General features: G+C 45.9%; 18 protein-coding genes. 14 read left to right on the forward strand and 4 right to left on the reverse strand.

What is annotated here, in order from left to right; genetic code table 11:
* Positions 1-116 precede the first annotated feature (116 nt).
* Both V144x_RS09475 and V144x_RS09480 read left to right on the forward strand, forming a co-directional pair.
* A complete protein-coding gene (locus V144x_RS09475; RefSeq protein WP_144984753.1) occupies positions 117-755 on the forward strand; it encodes a cytochrome P460 family protein in 639 nt (212 codons plus the stop codon).
* Between the two features lie 64 nt (positions 756-819).
* Entirely contained in the window at positions 820-1,176 is a 357-nt protein-coding gene (locus tag V144x_RS09480) for a DsrE family protein (protein ID WP_144984756.1), read from the forward strand.
* A gap of 150 nt (positions 1,177-1,326) precedes the next feature.
* Here V144x_RS09480 and V144x_RS09485 read toward each other — a convergent pair whose 3' ends face one another.
* On the reverse strand, positions 1,327-2,679 hold the full coding sequence (locus V144x_RS09485) for a copper chaperone (RefSeq protein ID WP_144984759.1): 1,353 nt from the start codon (positions 2,677-2,679) through the stop codon (positions 1,327-1,329).
* The gene (locus V144x_RS09490) at positions 2,676-3,344 is read right to left on the reverse strand and encodes a DUF1326 domain-containing protein (RefSeq protein ID WP_144984762.1); all 669 of its coding nucleotides are present in this window, start codon (positions 3,342-3,344) and stop codon (positions 2,676-2,678) included. The genes V144x_RS09485 and V144x_RS09490 overlap by 4 nt, the downstream gene beginning before the upstream one ends.
* 127 nt (positions 3,345-3,471) lie before the next feature.
* Between V144x_RS09490 and V144x_RS09495 the strand changes: the two genes are divergently transcribed.
* The 3 genes from V144x_RS09495 (at position 3,472) to uvsE (ending at position 5,498) form a co-directional block, all read left to right on the forward strand.
* Entirely contained in the window at positions 3,472-4,071 is a 600-nt protein-coding gene (locus tag V144x_RS09495) for a TetR/AcrR family transcriptional regulator (RefSeq protein ID WP_144984765.1), read from the forward strand.
* Positions 4,072-4,147: 76 nt separating this feature from the next.
* Positions 4,148-4,564 (forward strand): TspO/MBR family protein, encoded by a 417-nt coding sequence (locus V144x_RS09500; RefSeq protein ID WP_261343660.1) that lies wholly within the window; start codon positions 4,148-4,150, stop codon positions 4,562-4,564.
* 4 nt (positions 4,565-4,568) lie between these two features.
* A complete protein-coding gene (gene uvsE / locus V144x_RS09505; protein ID WP_144984771.1) occupies positions 4,569-5,498 on the forward strand; it encodes a UV DNA damage repair endonuclease UvsE in 930 nt (309 codons plus the stop codon).
* On the opposite strand, the gene V144x_RS09510 is transcribed toward uvsE, so the two are convergent.
* Positions 5,475-5,870 (reverse strand): hypothetical protein, encoded by a 396-nt coding sequence (locus tag V144x_RS09510; RefSeq protein WP_144984774.1) that lies wholly within the window; start codon positions 5,868-5,870, stop codon positions 5,475-5,477. The genes uvsE and V144x_RS09510 overlap by 24 nt on opposite strands.
* 398 nt (positions 5,871-6,268) lie before the next feature.
* On the opposite strand from V144x_RS09510, the gene V144x_RS09515 reads away from it, so the two are divergent.
* Entirely contained in the window at positions 6,269-7,282 is a 1,014-nt protein-coding gene (locus V144x_RS09515) for a class I fructose-bisphosphate aldolase (RefSeq protein WP_144984777.1), read from the forward strand.
* A 56-nt stretch (positions 7,283-7,338) separates the two neighbouring features.
* On the opposite strand, the gene V144x_RS09520 is transcribed toward V144x_RS09515, so the two are convergent.
* Entirely contained in the window at positions 7,339-8,490 is a 1,152-nt protein-coding gene (locus tag V144x_RS09520) for an NPCBM/NEW2 domain-containing protein (RefSeq protein ID WP_144984780.1), read from the reverse strand.
* A gap of 212 nt (positions 8,491-8,702) precedes the next feature.
* Between V144x_RS09520 and V144x_RS09525 the strand changes: the two genes are divergently transcribed.
* The 8 genes from V144x_RS09525 (at position 8,703) to V144x_RS09560 (ending at position 21,613) form a co-directional block, all read left to right on the forward strand.
* Positions 8,703-9,227: a DinB family protein gene (locus tag V144x_RS09525; protein ID WP_232102772.1), complete on the forward strand. Its 525-nt coding sequence runs from the start codon at positions 8,703-8,705 to the stop codon at positions 9,225-9,227.
* A gap of 101 nt (positions 9,228-9,328) precedes the next feature.
* Entirely contained in the window at positions 9,329-9,535 is a 207-nt protein-coding gene (locus V144x_RS09530) for a hypothetical protein (protein WP_144984783.1), read from the forward strand.
* 104 nt (positions 9,536-9,639) lie between these two features.
* A complete protein-coding gene (locus V144x_RS09535; protein ID WP_144984786.1) occupies positions 9,640-10,524 on the forward strand; it encodes an SDR family NAD(P)-dependent oxidoreductase in 885 nt (294 codons plus the stop codon).
* A 311-nt stretch (positions 10,525-10,835) separates the two neighbouring features.
* Positions 10,836-11,603: a DUF4339 domain-containing protein gene (locus V144x_RS09540; protein WP_144984789.1), complete on the forward strand. Its 768-nt coding sequence runs from the start codon at positions 10,836-10,838 to the stop codon at positions 11,601-11,603.
* Positions 11,600-12,688, forward strand: a complete 1,089-nt coding sequence (locus V144x_RS09545; RefSeq protein WP_144984792.1) for a DUF1559 domain-containing protein — start codon at positions 11,600-11,602, stop codon at positions 12,686-12,688. The genes V144x_RS09540 and V144x_RS09545 overlap by 4 nt, the downstream gene beginning before the upstream one ends.
* A 212-nt stretch (positions 12,689-12,900) precedes the next feature.
* Positions 12,901-14,319 carry a glycosyltransferase family 39 protein gene (locus V144x_RS09550; RefSeq protein WP_197998843.1) on the forward strand — a complete coding sequence of 473 codons (1,419 nt, stop codon included), beginning with the start codon at positions 12,901-12,903 and terminating at the stop codon, positions 14,317-14,319.
* Between the two features lie 28 nt (positions 14,320-14,347).
* Positions 14,348-19,660, forward strand: a complete 5,313-nt coding sequence (locus tag V144x_RS09555) for a CREC-EF hand family protein (RefSeq protein WP_197998844.1) — start codon at positions 14,348-14,350, stop codon at positions 19,658-19,660.
* A gap of 15 nt (positions 19,661-19,675) precedes the next feature.
* Positions 19,676-21,613 carry an SUMF1/EgtB/PvdO family nonheme iron enzyme gene (locus V144x_RS09560; RefSeq protein WP_144984799.1) on the forward strand — a complete coding sequence of 646 codons (1,938 nt, stop codon included), beginning with the start codon at positions 19,676-19,678 and terminating at the stop codon, positions 21,611-21,613.
* Positions 21,614-21,650: the final 37 nt, after the last annotated feature.

The raw sequence follows: 21,650 nt of genomic DNA on the forward strand, positions 1-21,650 counted from the left end.
TGTTTTGTGATCGACTTGACAGTTTCGTGGCATAGGGATTGCATTTGCGATCTCCATACCAATTGAACCAGAGGGGTTCAAGCAGAACAAAGTCATCCACATGAGGGGAGTCACACATGAAGAACTTAAAGCAGTCCGGCCTGGGCTTGGTGTTGGTGGGAGCGACCACACTATCGCTCACATTACTTTCAGGCTGTGGAACTGCTGTCGAACCAACGACAACAGCCCACGCAGCCAATCAGTCAACAGCACCGATGATGAAGAAAGGAGCTGAGTACAACGATCAGGGGGCACTGATTCGCCCTAAAGATCACAGGGAGTGGGTCTTTATTGGGGCACCCGTCACGCCTAATGACATGAACAACGGCAAGGCTGCCTTCCCGGAATTTCACAACGTTTATATCGATCCCATGAGCTTTGCGGAATACAAGAAGACGGGTACGTTTCCCAATGGTACAGTGATTCTCAAGGAACTTGTCTCTGTCGGAAGCAAAGCCATGCCGAGCGGCAATGGTTACTTTCAAGGTAACTTCGTCAGTCTGGAAGCGATGGTGAAAGACACGAAACGCTTTGAAGAGGAACCGGGTGGCTGGGCTTTCTTCCGTTTCGGCGAAGCACCTCACTACAACCCAACGGGCGCGCGGATGAAAACAGAATCATGTAACTCCTGCCATTCGGGTGCGGAAGAAGGTTATGTCTTCACAGATACCTATCCTGTTCTTCGGGCTGCTAAGGCGAAAGTCGAGGCAAAATAAACCGAACTGAAAAATTACTTATAGATTCAAAAAACACATTTAATCTCTTTTAAGGAATTGAAACATGTCAAACATTGCGATAGTGATTCTCACAGATACTGAAGGAAGTGAAGGCCTCGGCCGAGTTGTGAATGCACTGACAGCCGCCAAGGAATTCAAGGAGGGGGGTGACCATGTCAAGGTTACTTTTACCGGCGCTGGAACCAAGTGGGTTGGTGAGCTTACCAAACCTGACCATAAACTGCACTCTGTCTTTAATGAATTGAAAGATCAGATCACCGGAGCATGCAGCTTCTGCGCGGGCGCCTTTGGTGTCGATGAATCCGTACAATCAGCGGGAGTCAATCTGCTGGAAGAGTATGGTACCAATATGAGTTTTCGGCAGCTCATTCAGGATGGATATCATGTTCTGACATTCTGATCGTTAGTTGATGAATGATCGGACAACGAAGAATGGCACTTCGTTGTCCGATTTTTTATGTCAAACTTGATCCCTGGGATAGTGTAGGCGTCTTATTTGATTCGACGTGAGATTATCCCATATTAGACTTTGAGTGACTCTCACTGCTGATTACTGAGCTTGATCCAGAGATTTTAACACCTCAAGTAAAGTTTGATGATCCATGAAAGGGGTCTCACCATGGTATGCCCAGACAACTTGACCGTTTTGATCAACGACAAATAGCCCGTGTTGTTGATCCTCGACGCGGGAGGCTGTTGCCGGCTGATAAATTTTGTACTTCGTTGCGATGCGGTTCTCTCTATCAGACAGGACGGGGAAGTCGAACCCGCCATATCTGCTAAACTTTGTCTTTGTTTGCTGAGGAGTATCTGCACTGATCGCGACTACGGTTGCTTGTAATTCATTGAACTTTTGGAGGTTTTCATTCAAGCCAAAGAGCTGAGAGACACAATGACTGCAGTAATACCCATAGTAGAACACAATGACGACAGGTCCGCGTTTGTTAAGCTCAGTGAGTGAGACTTCTTGTTGCCCCATATTCGGGAGTATGAACTCGGGTGCAGGCTGGCCCAGCAGTGGGTGGTTGAATGACTCCTCAGAATGTTGTTTAAAGCGATCAGCATGATTCGAAGCATCAAACTGCAAGGGGTTCTTTAAAAAAGGAGCCGAGCCAGGAGTGACTGCAATCCAGCCTCCCATCACCCACAGAAAGATCGCGATGGGTAATGTCAGCTTCTGTCCAAACGGAACGATTTTCTCAGCAAACATGAGCAACGTGAGCAAGGCCATCCAAGCCAGGTTCATGGCACCGACTGCAAACATTACGGCCATCAGAGCCCAACAACAGGCGACGCAAATAAGTCCATGCAAAACTCCCATTTGCAGGCTACCCAGAATTCCGATTCGCCAGTGATGGGCAAAAAAGCTGAATGGCGAACGGCAATGCGTCAAACAGGCGTACTTCAGAGAAGAAACTTGATAAAGACCTGCGATAAATAGTATTAAACCGGTGATGCGTGGACCTTCCTGGTTCCAATTGATGAATTCAAATGCACTAACTCTCAAAAGCGTGTCCAAAATAAATGCGAGAGTTCCATATAGGATCCAGGCAATCCCATAGCCGGCAAGAAAACAGATCAGGGGAATAGCCAAACTAGACTTTCCCTGTTGCAGCGTGACTTTTCCTTTCAGGACTGTCGTGTAAACTTTGACATAGATCATTTCCGAAGGCAGCATCATCGCTGTGAGCATAATGATCCAACCCATCAGGAATGTCGGAAAATTATGGAGTGGTGTACCGGGACCTCGATCCATGCCTCCCATCATTATTAAAGCCGTGATCCAGCCGACGATACCCAGTGCGATGATACCCGTACAAAACGCCGTTGACGTATCAATCCTGGAAACAGAAATCAAAGCTTCAATGAATCGACGGATTGTGATTCTGGCAGTTCGCATCATGCGTCGGGTCCACTCCAGTCGAAGGGAATATGTTTGCTGTTCTGTCCCGAGGGAATGTCCTGGGAAAACCCAAATGCCTGCCAGTGTCCCTCGATGCTTTTTCCCCAGGTGACAGCGGCTTCAGTCGGTCCGACTTCGCTTCCGGGGGGATTCCATGATTGTACGCGCCTGGAAGGATCTGCAGTGGGACCGGTCAGGGCTTCGCCACTGGCACAGACCACTTCAGGGATTTCAACCCTCCAGTGTTCGAGTGAATCATCTACAGCCACTGTGATATCAGCAAAGTCGATTCCTCTGAGTGTGCCCAGAGTTGAAGGGATAAAATGCCCCATCCAGCCTCCAACCTGACCGGTGAAAATCAACTCCAGAGCTTGTCTTTGTTCCGGGTTGGCTGCGGCATCAAGGAATATACCAGCAGCGACTTTGTCTCCACTCCACACGTCGCCTGTAAAGGCGACGATGATCACGACGTTCATGCCTGCCATATCTACTTCACCAAAATGTCCTGTGCGTATTTTGTATGCAAAGATGGCATCGCAGGCACCACCCGTAGGTGGTTGGGCAAAAGTGCAAGGGCAGGGCACATTGCATGAGCAAATATCAAACCAATCGCCGGCAATGTGCCAATTGGGAATGGTTTCTTTTTTTCGGGAGTCGTCATTCATCTTTCTCTTCTCCTTTAAGATGATTGCTTTATGTGTCTATACAATCCTTGCCATTTATGTACTGAATCGCATATTATTCAATTGGATGTGAAGTCGTCAATATTTATATGCGAATCGGTACAAAATTATGAATAAAAAACGGGGAAGGCCCCGCAACTATGATCCTGAAGCGGCACTAAATGCGGCACTCACTGTGTTCTGGCAACATGGTTTTGCAGGAACCAGCCTGGATGAGCTTAGCACTGCAACCGGAATGAATCGGCCGAGTTTGTATGCTGCATTTGGAGATAAAAAATCGATCTATCGAAAATCCATGGATCAATTTAGTCAAACTTTTCTGGGCGAACTCGAAGCAAATCTCTTTGCGGGATTGAGTCTGGAAGAGGATCTGGTCAACTTCTACAAGGCCGCTTTGTCGGAATACATTGCCGACAGCGATATCGCATGGGGATGCCCTGTCATCTGCACGGCAACGCTAGCAGCAGCATACGATGATGAGATTCAATCCGACCTTGCCCATGCACTGGATCAGATTGATGCGATGTTTATAAAACGATTTAAGCAGGCCCAGGATGAGGGCGAGATGAAATCAGGTAATCCAAAGAAACTGGCGCAACTCGCGGCAGCCGTGCTTCACAGTCTTGCCATCCGGACGCGCGCCAGACAAACAAAGTTCAAGCCGGAAACATTCATCAAAGCCTCCGTTGCAGAGATCCTCAGAGGTTAATCTGATGGTAGAATAACACATGAGTTAACTCAGCGATTGATAATCGAGATCAGTATATGGGTCGTTTCGGGAAATCATGGAGAACAGACATATGAACTGGATCGATTGGTATCAAAGTCTCTTGAAGCCCGGCTGGACTCCTGCTCCCTCCACAATCAGTCTGATCTGGCAGATACTCTATCCCATCATTGCGATTTCGTTTGGATATGTGTTTGTACAAATCTGGCGAGGAAAACTGCCCAAATCAATGGCAGTCCCGTTTGCCATTAATCTGATTGCAAATTTGAGTTTTACTCCACTGTTATTCGGCTTGAAAAATCTGCTGCTGGCCACACTGGATATTCTCCTGGTCTGGTCTACAATCCTTTGGATAATGATCGTAATCTGGCCTCGCTTCCGTTGGGTTGCATTAATGCAAGTCCCTTACTTTGTTTGGGTTTCGGTTGCGACCGGATTGCAAATCAGTATTTTCTGGATGAACCGGGGATCGTGACACGTTGAAGAAAAAACCAACCTCTCAAAACTCGCTTCGCTTGGGACTGTGTTGTCAGTTTCTTGAAGAACCGATCCAGTTTCGTAACACAACGGTCAAAGCCAACAGCAGTATGGATCGCCCGGCGGCTCTGGAAAAACTATCTCGTTTGTGTAGGGAAAATGCAGTCGCGTTACAGGCAGCGCTCGAATATTGTGTCGCACACGATATTGGCTGCTTTCGAATTAACAGTCAGATATTGCCTTTGAAAACTCACTTCGAATGTGGCTATGAGATGAATGACCTTCCCGAAGGGAAAAAGATTGTTTCACTATTCAAGCAGTGCGGGAAGTATGCCCGTGAACATGATCTTCGTACCTCGTTCCATCCTGATCAATTTGTCGTGCTCAATTCACCGCGTCCCGATGTCGTCGAGCGTTCTATAGCAGAACTCGAATATCAGGCGAAAGTCGCAGAGTGGGTCAATACTGATGTGATCAACATCCATGGTGGTGGTGCCTATGGTGATAAACAAAACGCCTTAAAACAGTTTGCCAAAAATCTGCGCCGTCTTTCAAAGCGGGTACGAAGTCGACTGACTGTTGAGAACGATGATACGACTTATACTCCGTCTGATTTGTTACCCTTATGCCGCGAGACAGGGATTCCTCTCGTCTATGATGTGCACCATCACCGCTGTCTACCCGATACGCTTTCTATCGAAGAGGCGACTAACGAAGCCCTTACAACCTGGGATCGAGAACCACTGTTTCATATCTCCAGTCCACTGGAAGGCTGGCAAGGACCGAAACCGCAACGGCACCATGATTTTATTTCAATAAAAGACTTTCCCCACTGTTGGGAAGGGCGAGAACTCACTATCGAAGTCGAAGCCAAGGCGAAAGAACTGGCAGTGTTGAAGTTCAAAGGATCACTCAAGCGACGACTTGGTTGAGCGTTTTGTGATAATATAAAGTGTCAGACTCATGAGGAAAATCAGCCACTCACCCCCGGCCAGAGCATAGGTCGTCGATTCGAATCCGGAAAAGAGAACAAAGCCAAGCGTGCGAAACATAACCAGACAACCGTGAACGATCACGCAGATATACAGCGAAAAGTGAGTGACTTCTTTCTGGAAGAGAGGCCGTAGGAAGACGATACCGAGTGCCAGTTCCAGCCCTCCATAGACCGTTAGAAATTCTGATTGCCCCGATCCTGGTTTGAGGATGAAGCCAACAGATTGTGAAGTCGTTTCAGGAGCGAAGGCGCACCAAACTGCCAGCAAGATGTAAATGAAGCCAACAAGAGCCAGGAACGTGCGCGCCATATTATTAAAATGATTCCTTGCGAGAACTCGTTTACACGAAAATATGGTTAGTCATCTTCATTAGCTAACCACTGGTGTGAACTATCTTATTGTAGGCTCATCAATTTGATTGGCAATGACTTACTCTGCGATCTGGTCCAAGCTGAATGGGTCCGGTAATATGCCTCGCATCACAGACGAGATTAATCTTTCTGATAGAGATCAGCTTTTAACTGATTGATCCTGTTCGCTCAAAAGGTTGTAGGGTATTCTAGAAATAGAGGATATTCATTACTACTAATCTACTAATCAAGGAGTTTTACATTCAACCTGGCTGATGACTTGAGAGGGATGTTCTAAAAATTTCGACGAAAAGTTGAAATGTGGTTTATCTGAAACTGTAAGTGGAGCAAACTGAAATGAACAGACAACAGCTAATTGACACGGCAAAAGCGATGGTCGTTGACGACAAGGGACTCCTGGCGATGGATGAGAGCACCCCAACCTGCGATAAACGATTTGCTAAGTTGGACATCCCCCAGAACGAAGAGACCCGGCGTATCTATCGAGAGTTGATTGTTAACACACCTGGCCTTAACGAAAGCATCAGCGGAGCCATTCTGTATGATGAGACAATCCGTCAGAAGCGGAATGATGGTTCTTCTTTTGTGCAAGCCCTCACCGATGTGGGAATTATTCCCGGAATTAAAGTCGATGCGGGGGCAAAGGAGATGGCCGCTCATCCGGGAGAGAAGATTACGGAAGGTCTGGATCGATTACGCGACCGTCTGGCCGAATACGTTCAGATGGGAGCCCGTTTTGCCAAGTGGCGTGCGGTCATTACGATCGGTGATGGTATTCCGAGTCGCGGTTGTATTGAGGCCAACGCACACGCATTAGGACGATATGCTGCATTATCTCAGGAAGCCAGGCTGGTTCCTATCGTTGAACCAGAAGTACTCATGGACGGCAACCACACTCTTGAACGTTGCTACGAAGTGACTGAGGAAACACTACGAACGGTTTTTCAGCAGCTTTACATGCAACGCGTAATGTTAGAAGGCATGATTCTGAAACCAAATATGGTGCTACCAGGATTAGCCTGTCCGCATCAGAATTCGGTGGATGAAGTGGCCGATGCTACGGTGGCCTGTTTCTTACGTGCCGTTCCTGCTGCGGTTTCGGGAGTGACATTCTTATCGGGTGGTCAATCCAGCGAACTGGCGTCAGCGCGTTTGAACGCCATGAATGTCAAATTCAAATCTCAAGTCCCCTGGGAGTTGTCGTTTTCCTTTGCCCGGGCGATCCAGCAACCGGCGATGGGAATCTGGGGAGGCGATTCTGCTAATGTGATGGCAGCCCAGAAAGCATTATATCATCGCGCGAAATGCAACCGAGATGCACGCCGTGGCGAATACAATGCCGAGACCTAAGCGGCATGAGCTTAGCTGCAAGGATTCTTTCCCGAGGCGCTTTGATTCTAAAGCTTTTAGTATTTCAAAACATGTGGATCGAGCCACACAGCATGCGCTCCTGTGGCTCTACCAGGTGATTCAGTCCGTAGTTCCAGCGTCTTGACGTTTTTAACGGAAACGCGGCAATATTGTACGTCCCCACGACCGCGGATAGGAGCCGATTTCCAGAGTACTTTGCCATCACCGACAACCCAGAAATATATAGTTCCACGAAAGACATATGTATCATCCATGATTGCAATGCCAGTCTCAAAGGTTTTGTATTGACTATTGAGGTTGTAACGCACACGTGCGGAACCGTTATCCGGAGGATGTAAACCAAGGCCGTTGGGAAACTCCAGATTATTAACTGTAAATATGGGGTTACCATTTCCACTGCTTCCATTCTTTCCCAAAGGCCAGGGTCCTTTGTTTACATCTGTTTCGACCATGTGATTTAGATAACGGATTGGCAACTTATTCATCATCGCATCGATTCGAGCTCGATCCGCTCCAAGCGAACTACTCCAGGCTCGTCTATATAAGTCATATGCGTGCAATTCCAATGTTCGTTTTGCCAGACCTTTTTCGTTTTCAGCCAGTTGCAACCAACCGTTGGCAATTGCCAGAGTAGTGGCTTCGTCATTCGAGTTAGAAAGTTCTTTTTTAGCTAAAGTTCGATATGATGTGTCATCACCTTTTGCGAGCCAGAAAAGCCCCTCTTTCCACTGATTCAAATACAGTGCAACAAATTTGCCATATATCGTTGCCGATTTCGAGTCATTCACATCTTGTTTTAGCTTTTTGTGATTTTTTTCTACTTTGCGATATTCTCGATTCAGCAACGAACTACGCAACTTCAATCTGTTCGCTGAGGTAATGGCGTGATTATTTCCTGATAATTTCGCGATTTTGACAGCAAGTGCGGCAAACTTGAGTGCAGTGGCATAATCACCGGCTTTGATCACTGTTTGACAAGCGTCCATGGCATCAAATGCCACTTCTTTCATATATTCTTTCGTCGGTGCTTTTTGAGATTCGAGCAGAAGTTCCTTATAACGTTCAGTGAAGTTAATCTTTTGAGAAGAGGGATCTGCGCCTCGAACATAAGATGTTCCCAAGAATACGATCATCAGCACTACGACTAAGAGTTTGTGTGAAAATGTATTGTGAATAAGATATCGCATTTGATTATCCAGTTGAGAGTCTTTACAGATTCTTACACAGCGGACCAGTAATAGTAATGCTCCCATCGTAACCAATGATTTACTGAGAATCTAGAATCATTCATCAATGGATCAAACGAGGCCACCTTTTCTTTTGCATTTTATGTCGGTTGGAAAGGCTCTAATAAGTGATTCTTATGGTTGAATATCAGTAATCAGGAGCCGATGATACAATGATGTTGTCAAAAATTGGTTCAAACACGTCTCCTCATAAAATGATTGGAAAACTGATGAGTATTTCAGAACGTATCGAAGAATATCTCGCCGGACCAGAGACGTTACGTCAGGCGATTGCAGGCATGACAGATTCTGATATTGATGCCGCACCGATTCCCGGGAAGTGGTCAACCCGGCAGATTATCTGTCACATTGCTGACTTTGAGCCGGTTTACGCAGATCGAATGAAACGAGTCATTGCTGAAGAAGATCCTCCCTTGATGGGCGGTGATCCAGATCTTTTTGCCGAGCGACTTGCCTATGAGCAACGTGATCTTGAAGAGGAATTTCAGCTAATGATTGCGGTTCGGCAGCACATGGGTAGAATTCTGAAATCAATCGGTCCGGAAGATTTTCAGCGCACGGGAAACCATTCTCGTGATGGAGCACTCTCTTTGACGGACTTGTTAAGTCGAATTACGAATCATATTCCACATCATATAAAATTTATTCGTGAGAAACGAAATGCGTTGAATATATAAATCATCCCTGTTTTTGTCTTAAAGAACATTCTCGGATTTGATTCTATGCACTATCTGCTATCATATATTGGAGGAATTTCTTTTCTAAAGGATGGTTTCCGATGGCGAACCTTGGGCTTGATTCCAGTGTTGTAGAATGGGTGCTTGAGTATCCCGAAGTACAAGGCGTGTTAGAAGCGTTAGGTATTGATCAGTCTTGCTCGGGAAAATCGCTTGATTATGTCTGCCGACAAATGGGACTGGAACCTCATTTTGTTTTGAAACAGTTGCTGGAAGTCATTGAAGATGGGTCAACCGTGAACGAGTGACCTAGTGAATGAACTCTGCATTTTGGAATCATCTTTACCCATTTTCCCTGATAGCATACACTCCTCGCTCGGGCATAATCTTTACCGTGGCGAGAGAGTAGGCGATGCGTAACATTCGGGGGAAAAAAGCACTGATTACAGGTGCGGCGTCAGGAATTGGTCGTGAACTCGCTCTTCATCTGGCTTCAGAAGGCGCGGATCTATTCTTGCTGGATGTCGATGAAAGTGGACTAAATGACACGGCAAATGCAGCCACACTCCTGGGTGTGCGGGTCATATTCCGGCACTGTGATTTGACCGACTCCCAACAAATTTCCGATGTCATAAGAGCGGTTCTAGATCAATGGAACTATATTGACATATTAGTGAATAATGCAGGTGTTGCGTTTTACGGTCCGACTCACACAATGACCACAGCGCAATGGGATTGGTTGCTTGCGATCAACCTGCTGGCTCCGATTCAAATTACGCGTGAATTGCTACCAGCGTTAATCAATCGTCCCGAGGCGCACATCGTCAATATCGCCAGTATTTGTGGAATCGTTTCTGGTTCACGATTTAGTGCTTACCAGGTAAGTAAATTTGGGCTTTTGGGATTTAGTGAAGCGCTGCGCGCAGAATATAGTCGTCAAGGGCTGGGAGTTTCTGCAATTTGTCCTGGGCCGGTCTCTACCCGGCTTTTTGAATCAGCTCCTTGTGGTCGTAAAGACAAGAAAACCCCAGTTCCGCCAAGGTGGGCTTGTATTTCACCAGAGCAGGTGGCACAAAAAACAATCAAGGCCATCTATAAAGACAAAGGGTTGTGTCTGGTGGGCTGGGTTGCCTATGTGTTGTATTATCTGAAGCGACTTACTCCCTGGTCATTGGATTTAGCGCATCGCTTCGGACGTCGTAAAAAGATGAAGAAAAAAGCAGAGCAGCTTCATGAATCTGCGAAGTTAAAAGCAGATGCGATTACCAGTTCTGATCTTTGTTCGAAAGTGACCTGATTAAATCATCCTCGGTACGCAGAGGATGATTTACCTGACCTTGCCCCCAACCTTGTAACAGTTGGTATGTTAGAAATCTAAGCTAAAGTCATACCTGGTGTGCCGGATATGTTTTTTTCGCTATTCCACCGGGTTCTGAATTCTCAAAGAAATATGTGTAATTAGTCATTTTTTCCAAAAAGAGTGGACTAATGTTTGTTTTGCTGTGGAGCTTATTGTATACTGCAAATATGTTCTTGATGTGCCTATTTTCCTGTATATATAATGTGATACTTTCATAACAAGTATTTCATCAGTTTGAGTAACTGCAGATGGCAACTGAGTGGTACTATAAACAATCAGTTGAAACACTGGGACCTTACACGTTCTATCAAATGATAGAAATGGTACGTGAAGAGCAGTCTCTACCTGAAACTATGGTTCGGCCTAACTATATGGATGAATGGCAGTGGGCCGATTCTGTTGTCGGTTTATTTCACATGCCGAGGCTGGCTCCAGCAACACTCCCTCCTGTTCGGTCTGTAGTGGACACAGTTAATAATAATTTTGCTGATGCAGACGACTCGGAGGACTTTCTGGCAGAGTCAGATGATCAAGAATCAACTGCTCCGATCCAAGAGAGGATTCTTGAACACGACACAAATTTTGAACATGATTCAGAAGTCGATTTGAATGACGAGGTCGAGTTCGGTGCGTATTCTGATGAGACTTGGGTATCGACGCTTAATACGGCCGTAGAACGGATTGACGTGCGAGCCCCAAAGCAGGAAGAGCCCTCACGTTCTCGGCAGATCGTACCCACCATGAGTCTTTCTTTTTTGGAATGTCTGGTCTTTCGTAAGCTGATTCTTGTAGTTGCTATGCTTCTCTGTGCCAGTGCGGGAATCTATGGGTTTGTGAACTGGTCAGAGAAGCAGAACATGATTGTCCCTTCACTTAAACCACCTGAAGCAAAACTGATCTTTCCGCTCATCGGAGAATACTCCTCATTTGCTTATTGGAAGTACTTTGTGGATTCTGATTTTTGTTGCTGTCTTAACTTACCTTGCCGCCTGGTGGCTGGAGGCACAAGCCGATGAAGAGTAAACGTTGTTTTACTGCTCCCATGACAATCGCTCCTTTTCCAGAAACGTTTCGTCGAAGAAGAGGTTATACGATCATTGAGCTCCTGGTAGTCACTGCGGTGATCAGTATTTTAATTGCACTTGCACTGCCGGCTGTTCAGTCTGCACGCAATTCTGCCCGGCAGTTGCAATGTTTAAATAACATGCGCAATGTCAGTCTGGGATTGCTACAGGCGACAGACAGTGCCAACCGGTTTCCTGCTTGTGGTTATTTTGGGGATGGTACATCTACAGGAGGTGGCTCTTTTCGAAGTTGGGTCGTTGCGGTTCTGCCTTTTATCGATCAGGCAAACTTATACAACCAGTGGGATGTTGAAAAAAATTATAATGATCCAACCAATGCACCACTGGCAAAAACATACATTCCTGTCTTAACCTGTCCGGATGACATCTCTGAAGTTCCGGGAGAAGGAAATTTAACATACGTAGTCAGCAGTGGGATTGGCTTTTCCGCTCAGATCGGTGGTATACATGATTGTCCGGTTGGTCCATCGAGTGGAAAATTGGATCTGAACGGAAATGGAATTACTTGCAACTCATCAACAAGTGGGGATGGGACACCCTCTGATCGCGAACTGTTTTTCCAGATGGGTCTCTTTTTTAACGAAACTTGGAAAGGCGAAATTCGCGCCAAACGTCACCACACGATGGCAAGTATTACAGATGGAGCCTCCAACACCATGCTGATTTCTGAAAATATTCGCACCGGTTATGATCCAGACAGACCGACATCCAATTGGGCCTCTCCCAATCCTTATCTGACCAGTTTTTATATTGGAAACCCGTGCCAGAGTAGCAGCTGTTCTGCAGGTAACGTTGATTATAATCGCTCTAATTCAGGCTCGAGCGCAATTAATGCCGGTATCAATCAACCTGAAGGTAGCGCCCCGTTTCCCAATTCATTACATGAAGGTGGAGTCAATGTGGGTTATTGTGATGGGCATATTCAGTTCCTCTCAGCAAATATCGACGGAAAAGTTTATGCCGCTCTTGCCAGTCCACAGGGGCAGGCTTTGAATGGCACATTGCTGAAGCAATAGTCCAAGTGTAGCAGAGAAGCTGCCATTTACATTTCCTGGCAGATAGTCTTATTCATTATGAGCATTCGAAATCAACTATGTTGAAAACTTACTCATATTTTAGGAAAGATTCTGTATATGTATTGTTTGTAATACTGCTGATCGCACTTTTTTTTCGGTTGCATTGTATTACAAAAATTGCATATTGGTTCGACGAGAGCTTCTGCCTCAAAATGGCTGAATTTCCCCTTGCCGAAATCTGGACCAGATCAGCACAGGATACCCATCCACCATTATTTTTTTACCTGCTCAAGTTTTGGGGAATGCTATTTGGAACCTCTGTTTTTGCCTCACGGATGCTAAGTGTTACGAGTGGAATGCTGACGATAATCGGTACATACCTTTTCGTCTATGAGGCTTATCGAGTAAACGATGATCGTACCTCATCAGAGAATAGTGTTGCTAAATTATCGTCGCTTGTCGCCGCATCTTTTGTCGCTTTGAGTCCGATTCATATTTCATGGTCTCTTCAAGTCCGTATGTATGCGCCGGGGGCTGCTTTGACTGCCATTTCAAGTTGGCTTTTGCTAAGAGCTCTTCGGCGTGATTCTCATGTAACACGAAACTGGAGTTTCTTCACGGTTTCTGCCGTTGCATTATCATACACCCATCATTTTGGGCTATTTATTCTCGTGGCTCAGTATAGTTTTGCAACCGGATATCGGTTATTAGCCTCACCCATTGATAATAATCTGAATCGCTTCAGTCAATTGAAACCGGTTTTCCTGTCAGCGCTCGTTCTCATATTGATTTGGTCTCCACTGTTGTTTCGTCTCTTGAATCAAAGTCATCAGGTACAAAATGATTTCTGGTCCAAACCATTTGATCTGGATTATGTCGGAAGAATGTTTTACCAGTTTATTGCGCCTCCTCGCTGGTCTCCCGCGTCCGTTGCTGTTGGATTGGGAATTGCTCAAGCAACTTTTTTGGCGCTGATTCTGTTGTTAATCGGACGTCGTCCCACAGACATCTATTTGTTTTTGGCAGTGTTCATTTCATTTCTAATAACGACGATTTATTCTGTGGCGTCTCGGAATATATTTATCTCTCGGTATTTTTTATTTGCCCATTTATTATTGTTAATTGCAGCCGCTGTTCTGGTTTGTCGCGTTCCTTCTAAAAAGTTACGTGTTGCAGGCAGTATCATGGCAACAGGTTTATTGTTTTGTTTCTGTTTGCAGAACTACCTGGTACGAAGTGATATTTCGGAAAAATATTCGGGAATGCCAGCAGCAATGGCCTATTTGGAAAAGCATCGAAAACCAGCTGAGAATTTGATTGTTTGTAACCCGATGTTATTTACTTCTGCAATTGCCTACACAAAAAAACGAGAAGGACTTTTCACCTATCATGACGGTAAAGGCTACCCATATTATTACGGAAGCGCAGTGATGCGAGATGACGATTACTTTTCACGCGAAAGAATCGAACACTGCGATTCGAAATGGATATGGACACTAGATGCCAACCGTTGGATGGGAGGTAGTTGGAGTGTCCCCATGCCTGAAGGGTGGAAACAAGTAGGTGAAGCTCGGTTCCAAGAATACTATTGCGAGCTCGTTTTTCGTCTGTATGAACACGAAACAGAGTAAAGTAACTACATTAAAGAGAGATTTTATTATGAGCCGACAATTCTATTTTCAGAGATTAATAAAATCAGAAGTCATCTTGTTACATCCCGTAAGGCATTCATTGTTGACTGGTTTTCCCATAATAATATGCTTGTTATTACTAGGAGTTTCGAATCTGCTGGCTCAATCGCCATCGCCTACTCCAAAGTCTGCAAAACTTGGTGACGATAAAGATATCAATAAGTTTAAAAAACTAGATACAGACAATGATCAAGTTTTGACACAATTGGAGTTTTTCAAATCGGTGGCAAAAAAGGATCTGCCACGGTTCACTCGTGACTTTAAACTATTTGACCAGGATGGCGATCAGCGTCTGACGTTTACCGAGTATCAAAATATTGTTTCTCCAAGCCAGCGTCAGCTGCCGCATCCGATTGTGGAGCGTGTCACCGAACGATTGGAGAAATTGCAGGCTGATTGGAACAAGTGGGATGCAAACGGTGATGGCAAGCTGGACAAGAGCGAGTTCAATGCAGCAAAGTTAACAGATTCCGTTCCCGGCCTAGCGTTGTCGAAATGGGAGGACTGGGACCGGAATGCAGATGGTTTTGTTGATGCTCAAGATGTAGAACAGGTTCTGGAAATCGCCTACGGACTGCGTTATCCGACGGGAGAGTTGCTCTGGGAACCATCGGGTCGAATGCTGACAGGCATGCTGTTTGCTTATGTTGATAAAAATGGCGATCATACAATCGATTTGACAGAAGCGAAGCAGTCGCAGTTCGGTTTTCGTGATGGTAAACAGACGCCTGCGCTGTTCAAGGAATGGGATAAAGACGGGGATGGCAAACTGACGGTGGCAGAGTGGAAGGCCGACCCCACGCACTGGCGCGATCCGGTGGCAATCTTTCTGGCATCAGATAAGAACTATGACGGATTGTTGGACCAGGAAGAACATGTCGGGGGTGCTGAGTCGTGGACGAGAGATGTGAGCGAGTATCTACTGGCAGGTTTTGACACGGATGGTGACCAGCGTCTGTCGCTCAATGAGTACCGGCAGACACCATTTGCGAATCTGACACTTCCATGGCATTCTTTGCGGACAGACCGCAATCAGGATGGGACATTGAGTCTCTCTGAATTCAGCTGGGGGACAGGGCTGCTGGCAGCTACCCTGACTGTCGAATATTTTGAGCGGCTGGATTTGAACCAGGACGGGAAACTCGATCTGAAAGAGTTCCTTTTCAATACAACTAAAAAGACTCCAGAGTATTATGCCATTGAGTTTCAGAAGTTAGATGCTGATAAAAACAAACAACTGACACCGACTGAATTTCTGGGGAAACGGAAAGATGCCCAACGACAACAGGCGAGACGTTCATTTTATGATTGGGACAGCAATGCAGACCAGCAACTGAGTCTCGCAGAATTCACCAAACGCCAGAAACCGAAACAGATGATTCCTGAAAATGAATTCCGTTTTCGTGATGTTGATGATGATCAGTTTCTGACACAGGATGAATTTCTGTCAACGGTAGCAAAAAAAAATCAACCAAAATTGATTCGTAACTTCAAACTATTTGACCAGGATGGCGATCAGCGTCTGACGTTTACCGAGTATCGGAATATTGTTTCTCCAAGCCAGCGTCAGCTGCCGCATCCGATTGTGGAACGTGTCACCGAACGGCTGCAGAAGTTGCAGGCTGATTGGAACAAGTGGGATACAAACAGTGATGACAAACTGGACAAGAGCGAGTTCGCAGCGTCTGGTTTTGCGCGTTCCATTCCGGGTTTGGCCTTAACGGTTTGGGAGGACTGGGACCGGAATGCAGACGGTTTTGTTGATATTCAGGATGCAGAACAGGTTCTGGAAATTGCTTATGGCCTGCGTTATCCCACGGGAGAGTTGCTCTGGGAACCCTCGGGTCGAATAGTATCTGGCATGCTGTTTACTTATGTTGATAAAAATGGAGATCATAAAATCGATTTGACAGAAGCGAAGCAGGCAAAGTTCGGTTTTCGTGATGGCAAACAGACGCCTGCGCTGTTCAAGGAATGGGATAAAGACGGGGATGGCAAACTGTCCATGGCCGAGTGGAAGGTTGAACCCACACACTGGCGCGATCCGGTGAGAATCTTTATGGCATCAGACAAGAGCTATGACGGATTATTGGACCAGGAAGAACATGTCGGGGGTGCTGAGTCGTGGACGAGAGACGTGAGCGAGTATCTACTGGCAGGTTTTGACACAGATGGTGACCAGCGTCTGTCGCTCAATGAGTACCGGCAGACACCATTTGCGAATCTGGCACTTCCATGGCATTCTTTGCGGACAGACCGAAATCAGGATGGGACATTGAGTCACTCTGAATTCAACTGGGGTAAGGGACTGCTGGCTGCTACCCTGACTGTCGAATACTTTGAACGATTAGACTTGAACCAGGATGGGAAACTCGATCTGAAAGAGTTCCTTTTCAATACAACTAAAAAGACTCCCGAGTATTATGCCATTGAGTTCAAGAAGTTGGACGGTGATAAAAATGGACAACTGACGCTGACTGAGTTCCTGGAAAAACGGAAAGGCGCCCAACAAAAACAAGCAAGACGTTCGTTTTATGATTGGGACAGCAATGTAGACCAGCAACTGAGTCTCGCAGAATTCACCAAACGCCAGAAACCGAAACAGATGATTCCTGAAAATGAATTCCGTTTTCGTGATGCTGATAATGATCAGTTTCTGACGCAGGATGAATTTTTGTCATCAGTAGCAAAAAAGGATCAGCCGCGGTTCACTCGTAACTTTGAACTATTTGACCAGGATGGCGATCAGCGTCTGACGTTTACCGAGTATCGGAATATTGTCTCTCCAAGCCAGCGTCAGCTGCCGCATCCGATTGTGGAACGTGTCGCCGAACGATTGGAGAAATTGCAGGCTGATTGGAACAAGTGGGATACAAACGGTGATAGCAAGCTGGACAAGAGCGAGTTCAAGTCTGCAAAGCTGACAGGTTCCGTTCCCGGCCTAGCGTTGTCGAAATGGGAGGACTGGGACCGGAACAGAGACGGTTTTGTTGATGCTCAAGATGTAGAACAGGTTCTGGAAATCGCCTACGGACTGCGTTATCCGACGGGAGAGTTGCTCTGGGAACCATCGGGTCGAATGCTGACAGGCATGCTGTTTGCTTATGTTGATAAAAATGGCGATCATACAATCGATTTGACAGAAGCGAAGCAGTCGCAGTTCGGTTTTCGTGATGGTAAACAGACGCCTGCGCTGTTCAAGGAATGGGATAAAGACGGGGATGGCAAACTGACGGTGGCAGAGTGGAAGGCCGACCCCACACACTGGACCAATCCGGTAGAGATCTTCCGAGCGGCTGATAAGGATTTAGACGGTCACTTGACTCGAGATGAATTGCTGCAGGGAACACCAGCCTGGCAATTACCGGTGACCCAACATCTGTTCCCGGGCTTTGACACAAATAGCGATCAGCGTCTGTCGCTTAATGAGTATCGTCAGACACCATTCGCGAATCTGGCACTAGCCTGGCAGAATCTTCGAACAGATCGTGATCATAATGGCTATTTAAATATTTCTGAATTTCAATGGGGTAAAGGACTGTTTGCTGCCACATTAGCCATGGAATATTTCGAGCGACTGGACTCCAATCAGGATGGAAAACTCGAACTGAAAGAATTCACCTTCAATACCACGAAACGGGATCCCGAGTATTATGCCATTGAGTTCAAGAAGTTGGACGGTGATAAAAATGGACAACTGACGCTGACTGAGTTCCTGGGAAAACGGAAAGGCGCCCAACAAAAACAAGCAAGACGTTCGTTTTACGATTGGGACAGCAATGCAGACCAGCAACTGAGTCTCGCTGAATTCACCAAACGCCAGAAACCGAAACAGATGATCCCTGAAAATGAATTCCGTTTTCGTGATGTTGATGATGATCAGTTTCTGACACAGGATGAATTTCTGTCAACGGTAGCAAAAAAAAATCAACCAAAATTGATTCGTAACTTCAAACTATTTGACCAGGATGGCGATCAGCGTCTGACGTTTACCGAGTATCGGAATATTGTTTCTCCAAGCCAACGTCAGTTGCCGCATCCAATCGCGAAGCGTGTCACCGAACGGCTGCAGAAGTTGCAGGCTGATTGGAACAAGTGGGATACAAACAGTGATGACAAACTGGACAAGAGCGAGTTCGCAGCGTCTGGTTTTGCGCGTTCCATTCCGGGTTTGGCCTTAACGGTTTGGGAGGACTGGGACCGGAATGCAGACGGTTTTGTTGATATTCAGGATTCAGAACAGGTTCTGGAAATTGCTTATGGCCTGCGTTATCCCACGGGAGAGTTGCTCTGGGAACCCTCGGGTCGAATAGTATCTGGCATGCTGTTTACTTATGTTGATAAAAATGGAGATCATAAAATCGATTTGACAGAAGCGAAGCAGGCAAAGTTCGGTTTTCGTGATGGCAAACAGACGCCTGCGCTGTTCAAGGAATGGGATAAAGACGGGGATGGCAAACTGTCCATGGCCGAGTGGAAGGTTGAACCCACACACTGGCGCGATCCGGTGAGAATCTTTATGGCATCAGACAAGAGCTATGACGGATTATTGGACCAGGAAGAACATGTCGGGGGTGCTGAGTCGTGGACGAGAGACGTGAGCGAGTATCTACTGGCAGGTTTTGACACAGATGGTGATCAGCGTCTGTCACTCAATGAGTACCGAGAGACGCCATTTGCGAATCTAGTACTGGCCTGGCAAACTTTGCGAACCGACAGCAATAAGGATGGTGTATTGAATCTCTCTGAATTCAGCTGGGGGGAAGGACTGCTGGCAGCCACCCTGACTGTCGAATATTTTGAGCGATTGGATTTGAACCAGGATGGAAAACTCGATCCGCAGGAATTTATTTTCAGGTTAGCTCCTTCTAAAGCTAGTTTGGGGGCGATGTTTACCCAACGTGATCTTAACCAGAATGGTGATCTCTCTTTTGAAGAATATTTGGGGAATCTCAAACTGCCTCCCAACGCCAGTGACAAGCAGGTCATGTATTACGAAACCAGACTTGCTCGCTTTGAAGATGCCTTTAGGCAAGCTGATGTCAATAATGATAAAAAACTTGATGAACTGGAGTTCCGGAGCGACCCAAGTCTGGAAGTGATCGCCCCTGATCTTGTCCAAAAGAAAAAAAATCTGAGTAGTCTGGCTGTAGGGAAGTCTGAAAATTCAGAAGAAGCTGATGGTAACAGTGAGATATGGATTGTTCTTACGTTAAATGCTTTGTTACTTCTGGGCGCAATCGTTTTTATCTTACAAAGAACAAAAAAAAGTCCCCAATAAAGTCTGGTTTTAAAAATGTGTCAATATCAACAGAACAATCGACATAGAAATCTAGAGCATTCTGCTGGTTTCAGCGTTCGGGATTTAATTCTAGCTCTGATTGTGGTTGGCATCTTCTTTGCTTTGTTAAGCCCTTATGTACTCTCAATGCGTGATACTGCCAGATTACAGAATTGCCAGAGTAATATGAGACAACTGGGGGTCGCGCTTCAAAGCTATCATGAAACGAATTCTTTTTTCCCTCCGGCCGCAGTCTGGTCAACAGAGAAGATGCATTCTCTGGCATTGCATATCAGTAAAAGAGGGGATCTCTTCATTCAGGCAAACTGGGCTCAGATGCTACTACCATACATGGGGCAGGAACAACTTGCAGAACAGTCTCACTCTGAGCTGCCTGTCTCGCATGTTCAAAATCAGAAAACACGCGAGACATCATTATCAATCATGAATTGTCCTTCTGACCCCTTCAATCGAGCAAATAATCATTATAAGTTTAATCCAAATCCAGAACTCTCTCTCTCATTCGCACGTGGGAATTATGCCTTTAATGGAGGGACAAACTGTTACAAAGTCGGAATGGGAACAACAGCCTCACCCAATGGTGATTGGGCACACATATTAATTGACAAAAATGCGCGTTCCTTTCAGTATTGGGGTAATGGGATTGGGGGCTTCAATAAGTCTTTCTCTGTCGATGATTTTAATAATGGCTTATCGACTCTCGTTGCATTAGACGAAGTTCGCGCTGGAATACACCCGTTGGACCCAAGAGGAGTCTGGGCCTGGGGAAATATTGCCAGTAGTGTTACCTGGGGGCACGGCGTCAATGGAGATGACTTTGGACCGAACAATCAATGGCCACGATCTGATGACTTTGTTGGTTGTGGAAAATTGCATGATGTGGTAGGCACAGAAACGATAACGAAAGAACGCATGCCCTGCGTTTCATACGTGGATATAAATCAAAATGCGACAGCTCGAAGTTTACATCATGCGGGAGTGAATGTTCTTTTTCTAGATGGTAGAGTCAGATTCATCCATGATCAGGTTGATCCGGGCCTGTGGCATGTTATGCATTCGAGAGAAACACCTGAAAATGTCTTAGCAAATGACTTTGAAGCGCGGCTCCAGGTTTCTGATTTTGAGCAGGAAGCTCATGGAGCAAATGATTCTCATACAGCCAGCAATCGAATCGCATCTAAACCAAATGCATTTTCCAATTCAATCGACATGAAATTTATTTTGATCCCAGCAGGAGAATTTCAAATGGGGCTCCCTGATGAAGGATATGAAATAGACCTTGCTGAGGAAACACCACCGCATTCGGTCATCATTTCAAAGCCTTTTTACCTGGGGTGCTTCGAAGTAACGCAGCGTGAATATCAGATGGTGATGTCACAAAATCCATCTTTTCATGGATCTGATACGGGCAATGTTGATGAATCAGAACAATTTCCCGTAGAACAAGTAAGTTGGATGGATGTGCAAAGGTTTTGTGAGAATCTGAATCAGTTAGCTGCAGAAAAAAAAGCAAGACGGTACTATCGGTTACCGACAGAAGCAGAATGGGAATATGCATGCCGATCTGGATCGACTCAGCCATATCCGTTTCAATCGAGACGAAGTGAAGATGATCGATCTGGAGCAGCAGCTGGAATACAACCTTCACTTCCTGTGACACGGGTTGGAATGTATCCCGCAAATGAGTTTGGCCTTTACGATATGCGAGGGAATGTCTGGGAATGGTGTTCAGACTGGTTTGATCGAGATTACTATCGACGCTCACCTCGGGTTGATCCTCAAGGTCCTTCAGATGGTTTTATCAAGGTCATTCGTGGAGGTGACTGGATTTTTGTAGGAGAAGACTGCAGAATCAATTATCCGGTGTTGCCTCCTTGGAAATCCAGCCCTTTTGTCGGTTTTCGAGTGATATGTGAGCACTATCCCAATTGAAATCTTGTTACGACCAAATGAAATCATACATATTTAT

The sequence above is a fragment of the Gimesia aquarii genome (assembly GCF_007748195.1).
Lineage (GTDB): Bacteria > Planctomycetota > Planctomycetia > Planctomycetales > Planctomycetaceae > Gimesia > Gimesia aquarii.

What these genes read in the sequence shown, in the direction of transcription:
- V144x_RS09475 (WP_144984753.1), top strand. Translation starts at nt 117, where the DNA reads ATGAAGAACTTAAAGCAGTCCGGCCTGGGCTTGGTGTTGGTGGGAGCG.
- V144x_RS09480 (WP_144984756.1), top strand. Translation starts at nt 820, where the DNA reads ATGTCAAACATTGCGATAGTGATTCTCACAGATACTGAAGGAAGTGAA.
- V144x_RS09485 (WP_144984759.1), bottom strand. Translation starts at nt 2,679, where the DNA reads ATGATGCGAACTGCCAGAATCACAATCCGTCGATTCATTGAAGCTTTG.
- V144x_RS09490 (WP_144984762.1), bottom strand. Translation starts at nt 3,344, where the DNA reads ATGAATGACGACTCCCGAAAAAAAGAAACCATTCCCAATTGGCACATT.
- V144x_RS09495 (WP_144984765.1), top strand. Translation starts at nt 3,472, where the DNA reads ATGAATAAAAAACGGGGAAGGCCCCGCAACTATGATCCTGAAGCGGCA.
- V144x_RS09500 (WP_261343660.1), top strand. Translation starts at nt 4,148, where the DNA reads ATGGAGAACAGACATATGAACTGGATCGATTGGTATCAAAGTCTCTTG.
- V144x_RS09510 (WP_144984774.1), bottom strand. Translation starts at nt 5,870, where the DNA reads ATGGCGCGCACGTTCCTGGCTCTTGTTGGCTTCATTTACATCTTGCTG.
- V144x_RS09515 (WP_144984777.1), top strand. Translation starts at nt 6,269, where the DNA reads ATGAACAGACAACAGCTAATTGACACGGCAAAAGCGATGGTCGTTGAC.
- V144x_RS09520 (WP_144984780.1), bottom strand. Translation starts at nt 8,490, where the DNA reads ATGCGATATCTTATTCACAATACATTTTCACACAAACTCTTAGTCGTA.
- V144x_RS09525 (WP_232102772.1), top strand. Translation starts at nt 8,703, where the DNA reads ATGATGTTGTCAAAAATTGGTTCAAACACGTCTCCTCATAAAATGATT.
- V144x_RS09530 (WP_144984783.1), top strand. Translation starts at nt 9,329, where the DNA reads ATGGCGAACCTTGGGCTTGATTCCAGTGTTGTAGAATGGGTGCTTGAG.
- V144x_RS09535 (WP_144984786.1), top strand. Translation starts at nt 9,640, where the DNA reads ATGCGTAACATTCGGGGGAAAAAAGCACTGATTACAGGTGCGGCGTCA.
- V144x_RS09540 (WP_144984789.1), top strand. Translation starts at nt 10,836, where the DNA reads ATGGCAACTGAGTGGTACTATAAACAATCAGTTGAAACACTGGGACCT.
- V144x_RS09545 (WP_144984792.1), top strand. Translation starts at nt 11,600, where the DNA reads ATGAAGAGTAAACGTTGTTTTACTGCTCCCATGACAATCGCTCCTTTT.
- V144x_RS09550 (WP_197998843.1), top strand. Translation starts at nt 12,901, where the DNA reads ATGGCTGAATTTCCCCTTGCCGAAATCTGGACCAGATCAGCACAGGAT.
- V144x_RS09555 (WP_197998844.1), top strand. Translation starts at nt 14,348, where the DNA reads ATGAGCCGACAATTCTATTTTCAGAGATTAATAAAATCAGAAGTCATC.
- V144x_RS09560 (WP_144984799.1), top strand. Translation starts at nt 19,676, where the DNA reads ATGTGTCAATATCAACAGAACAATCGACATAGAAATCTAGAGCATTCT.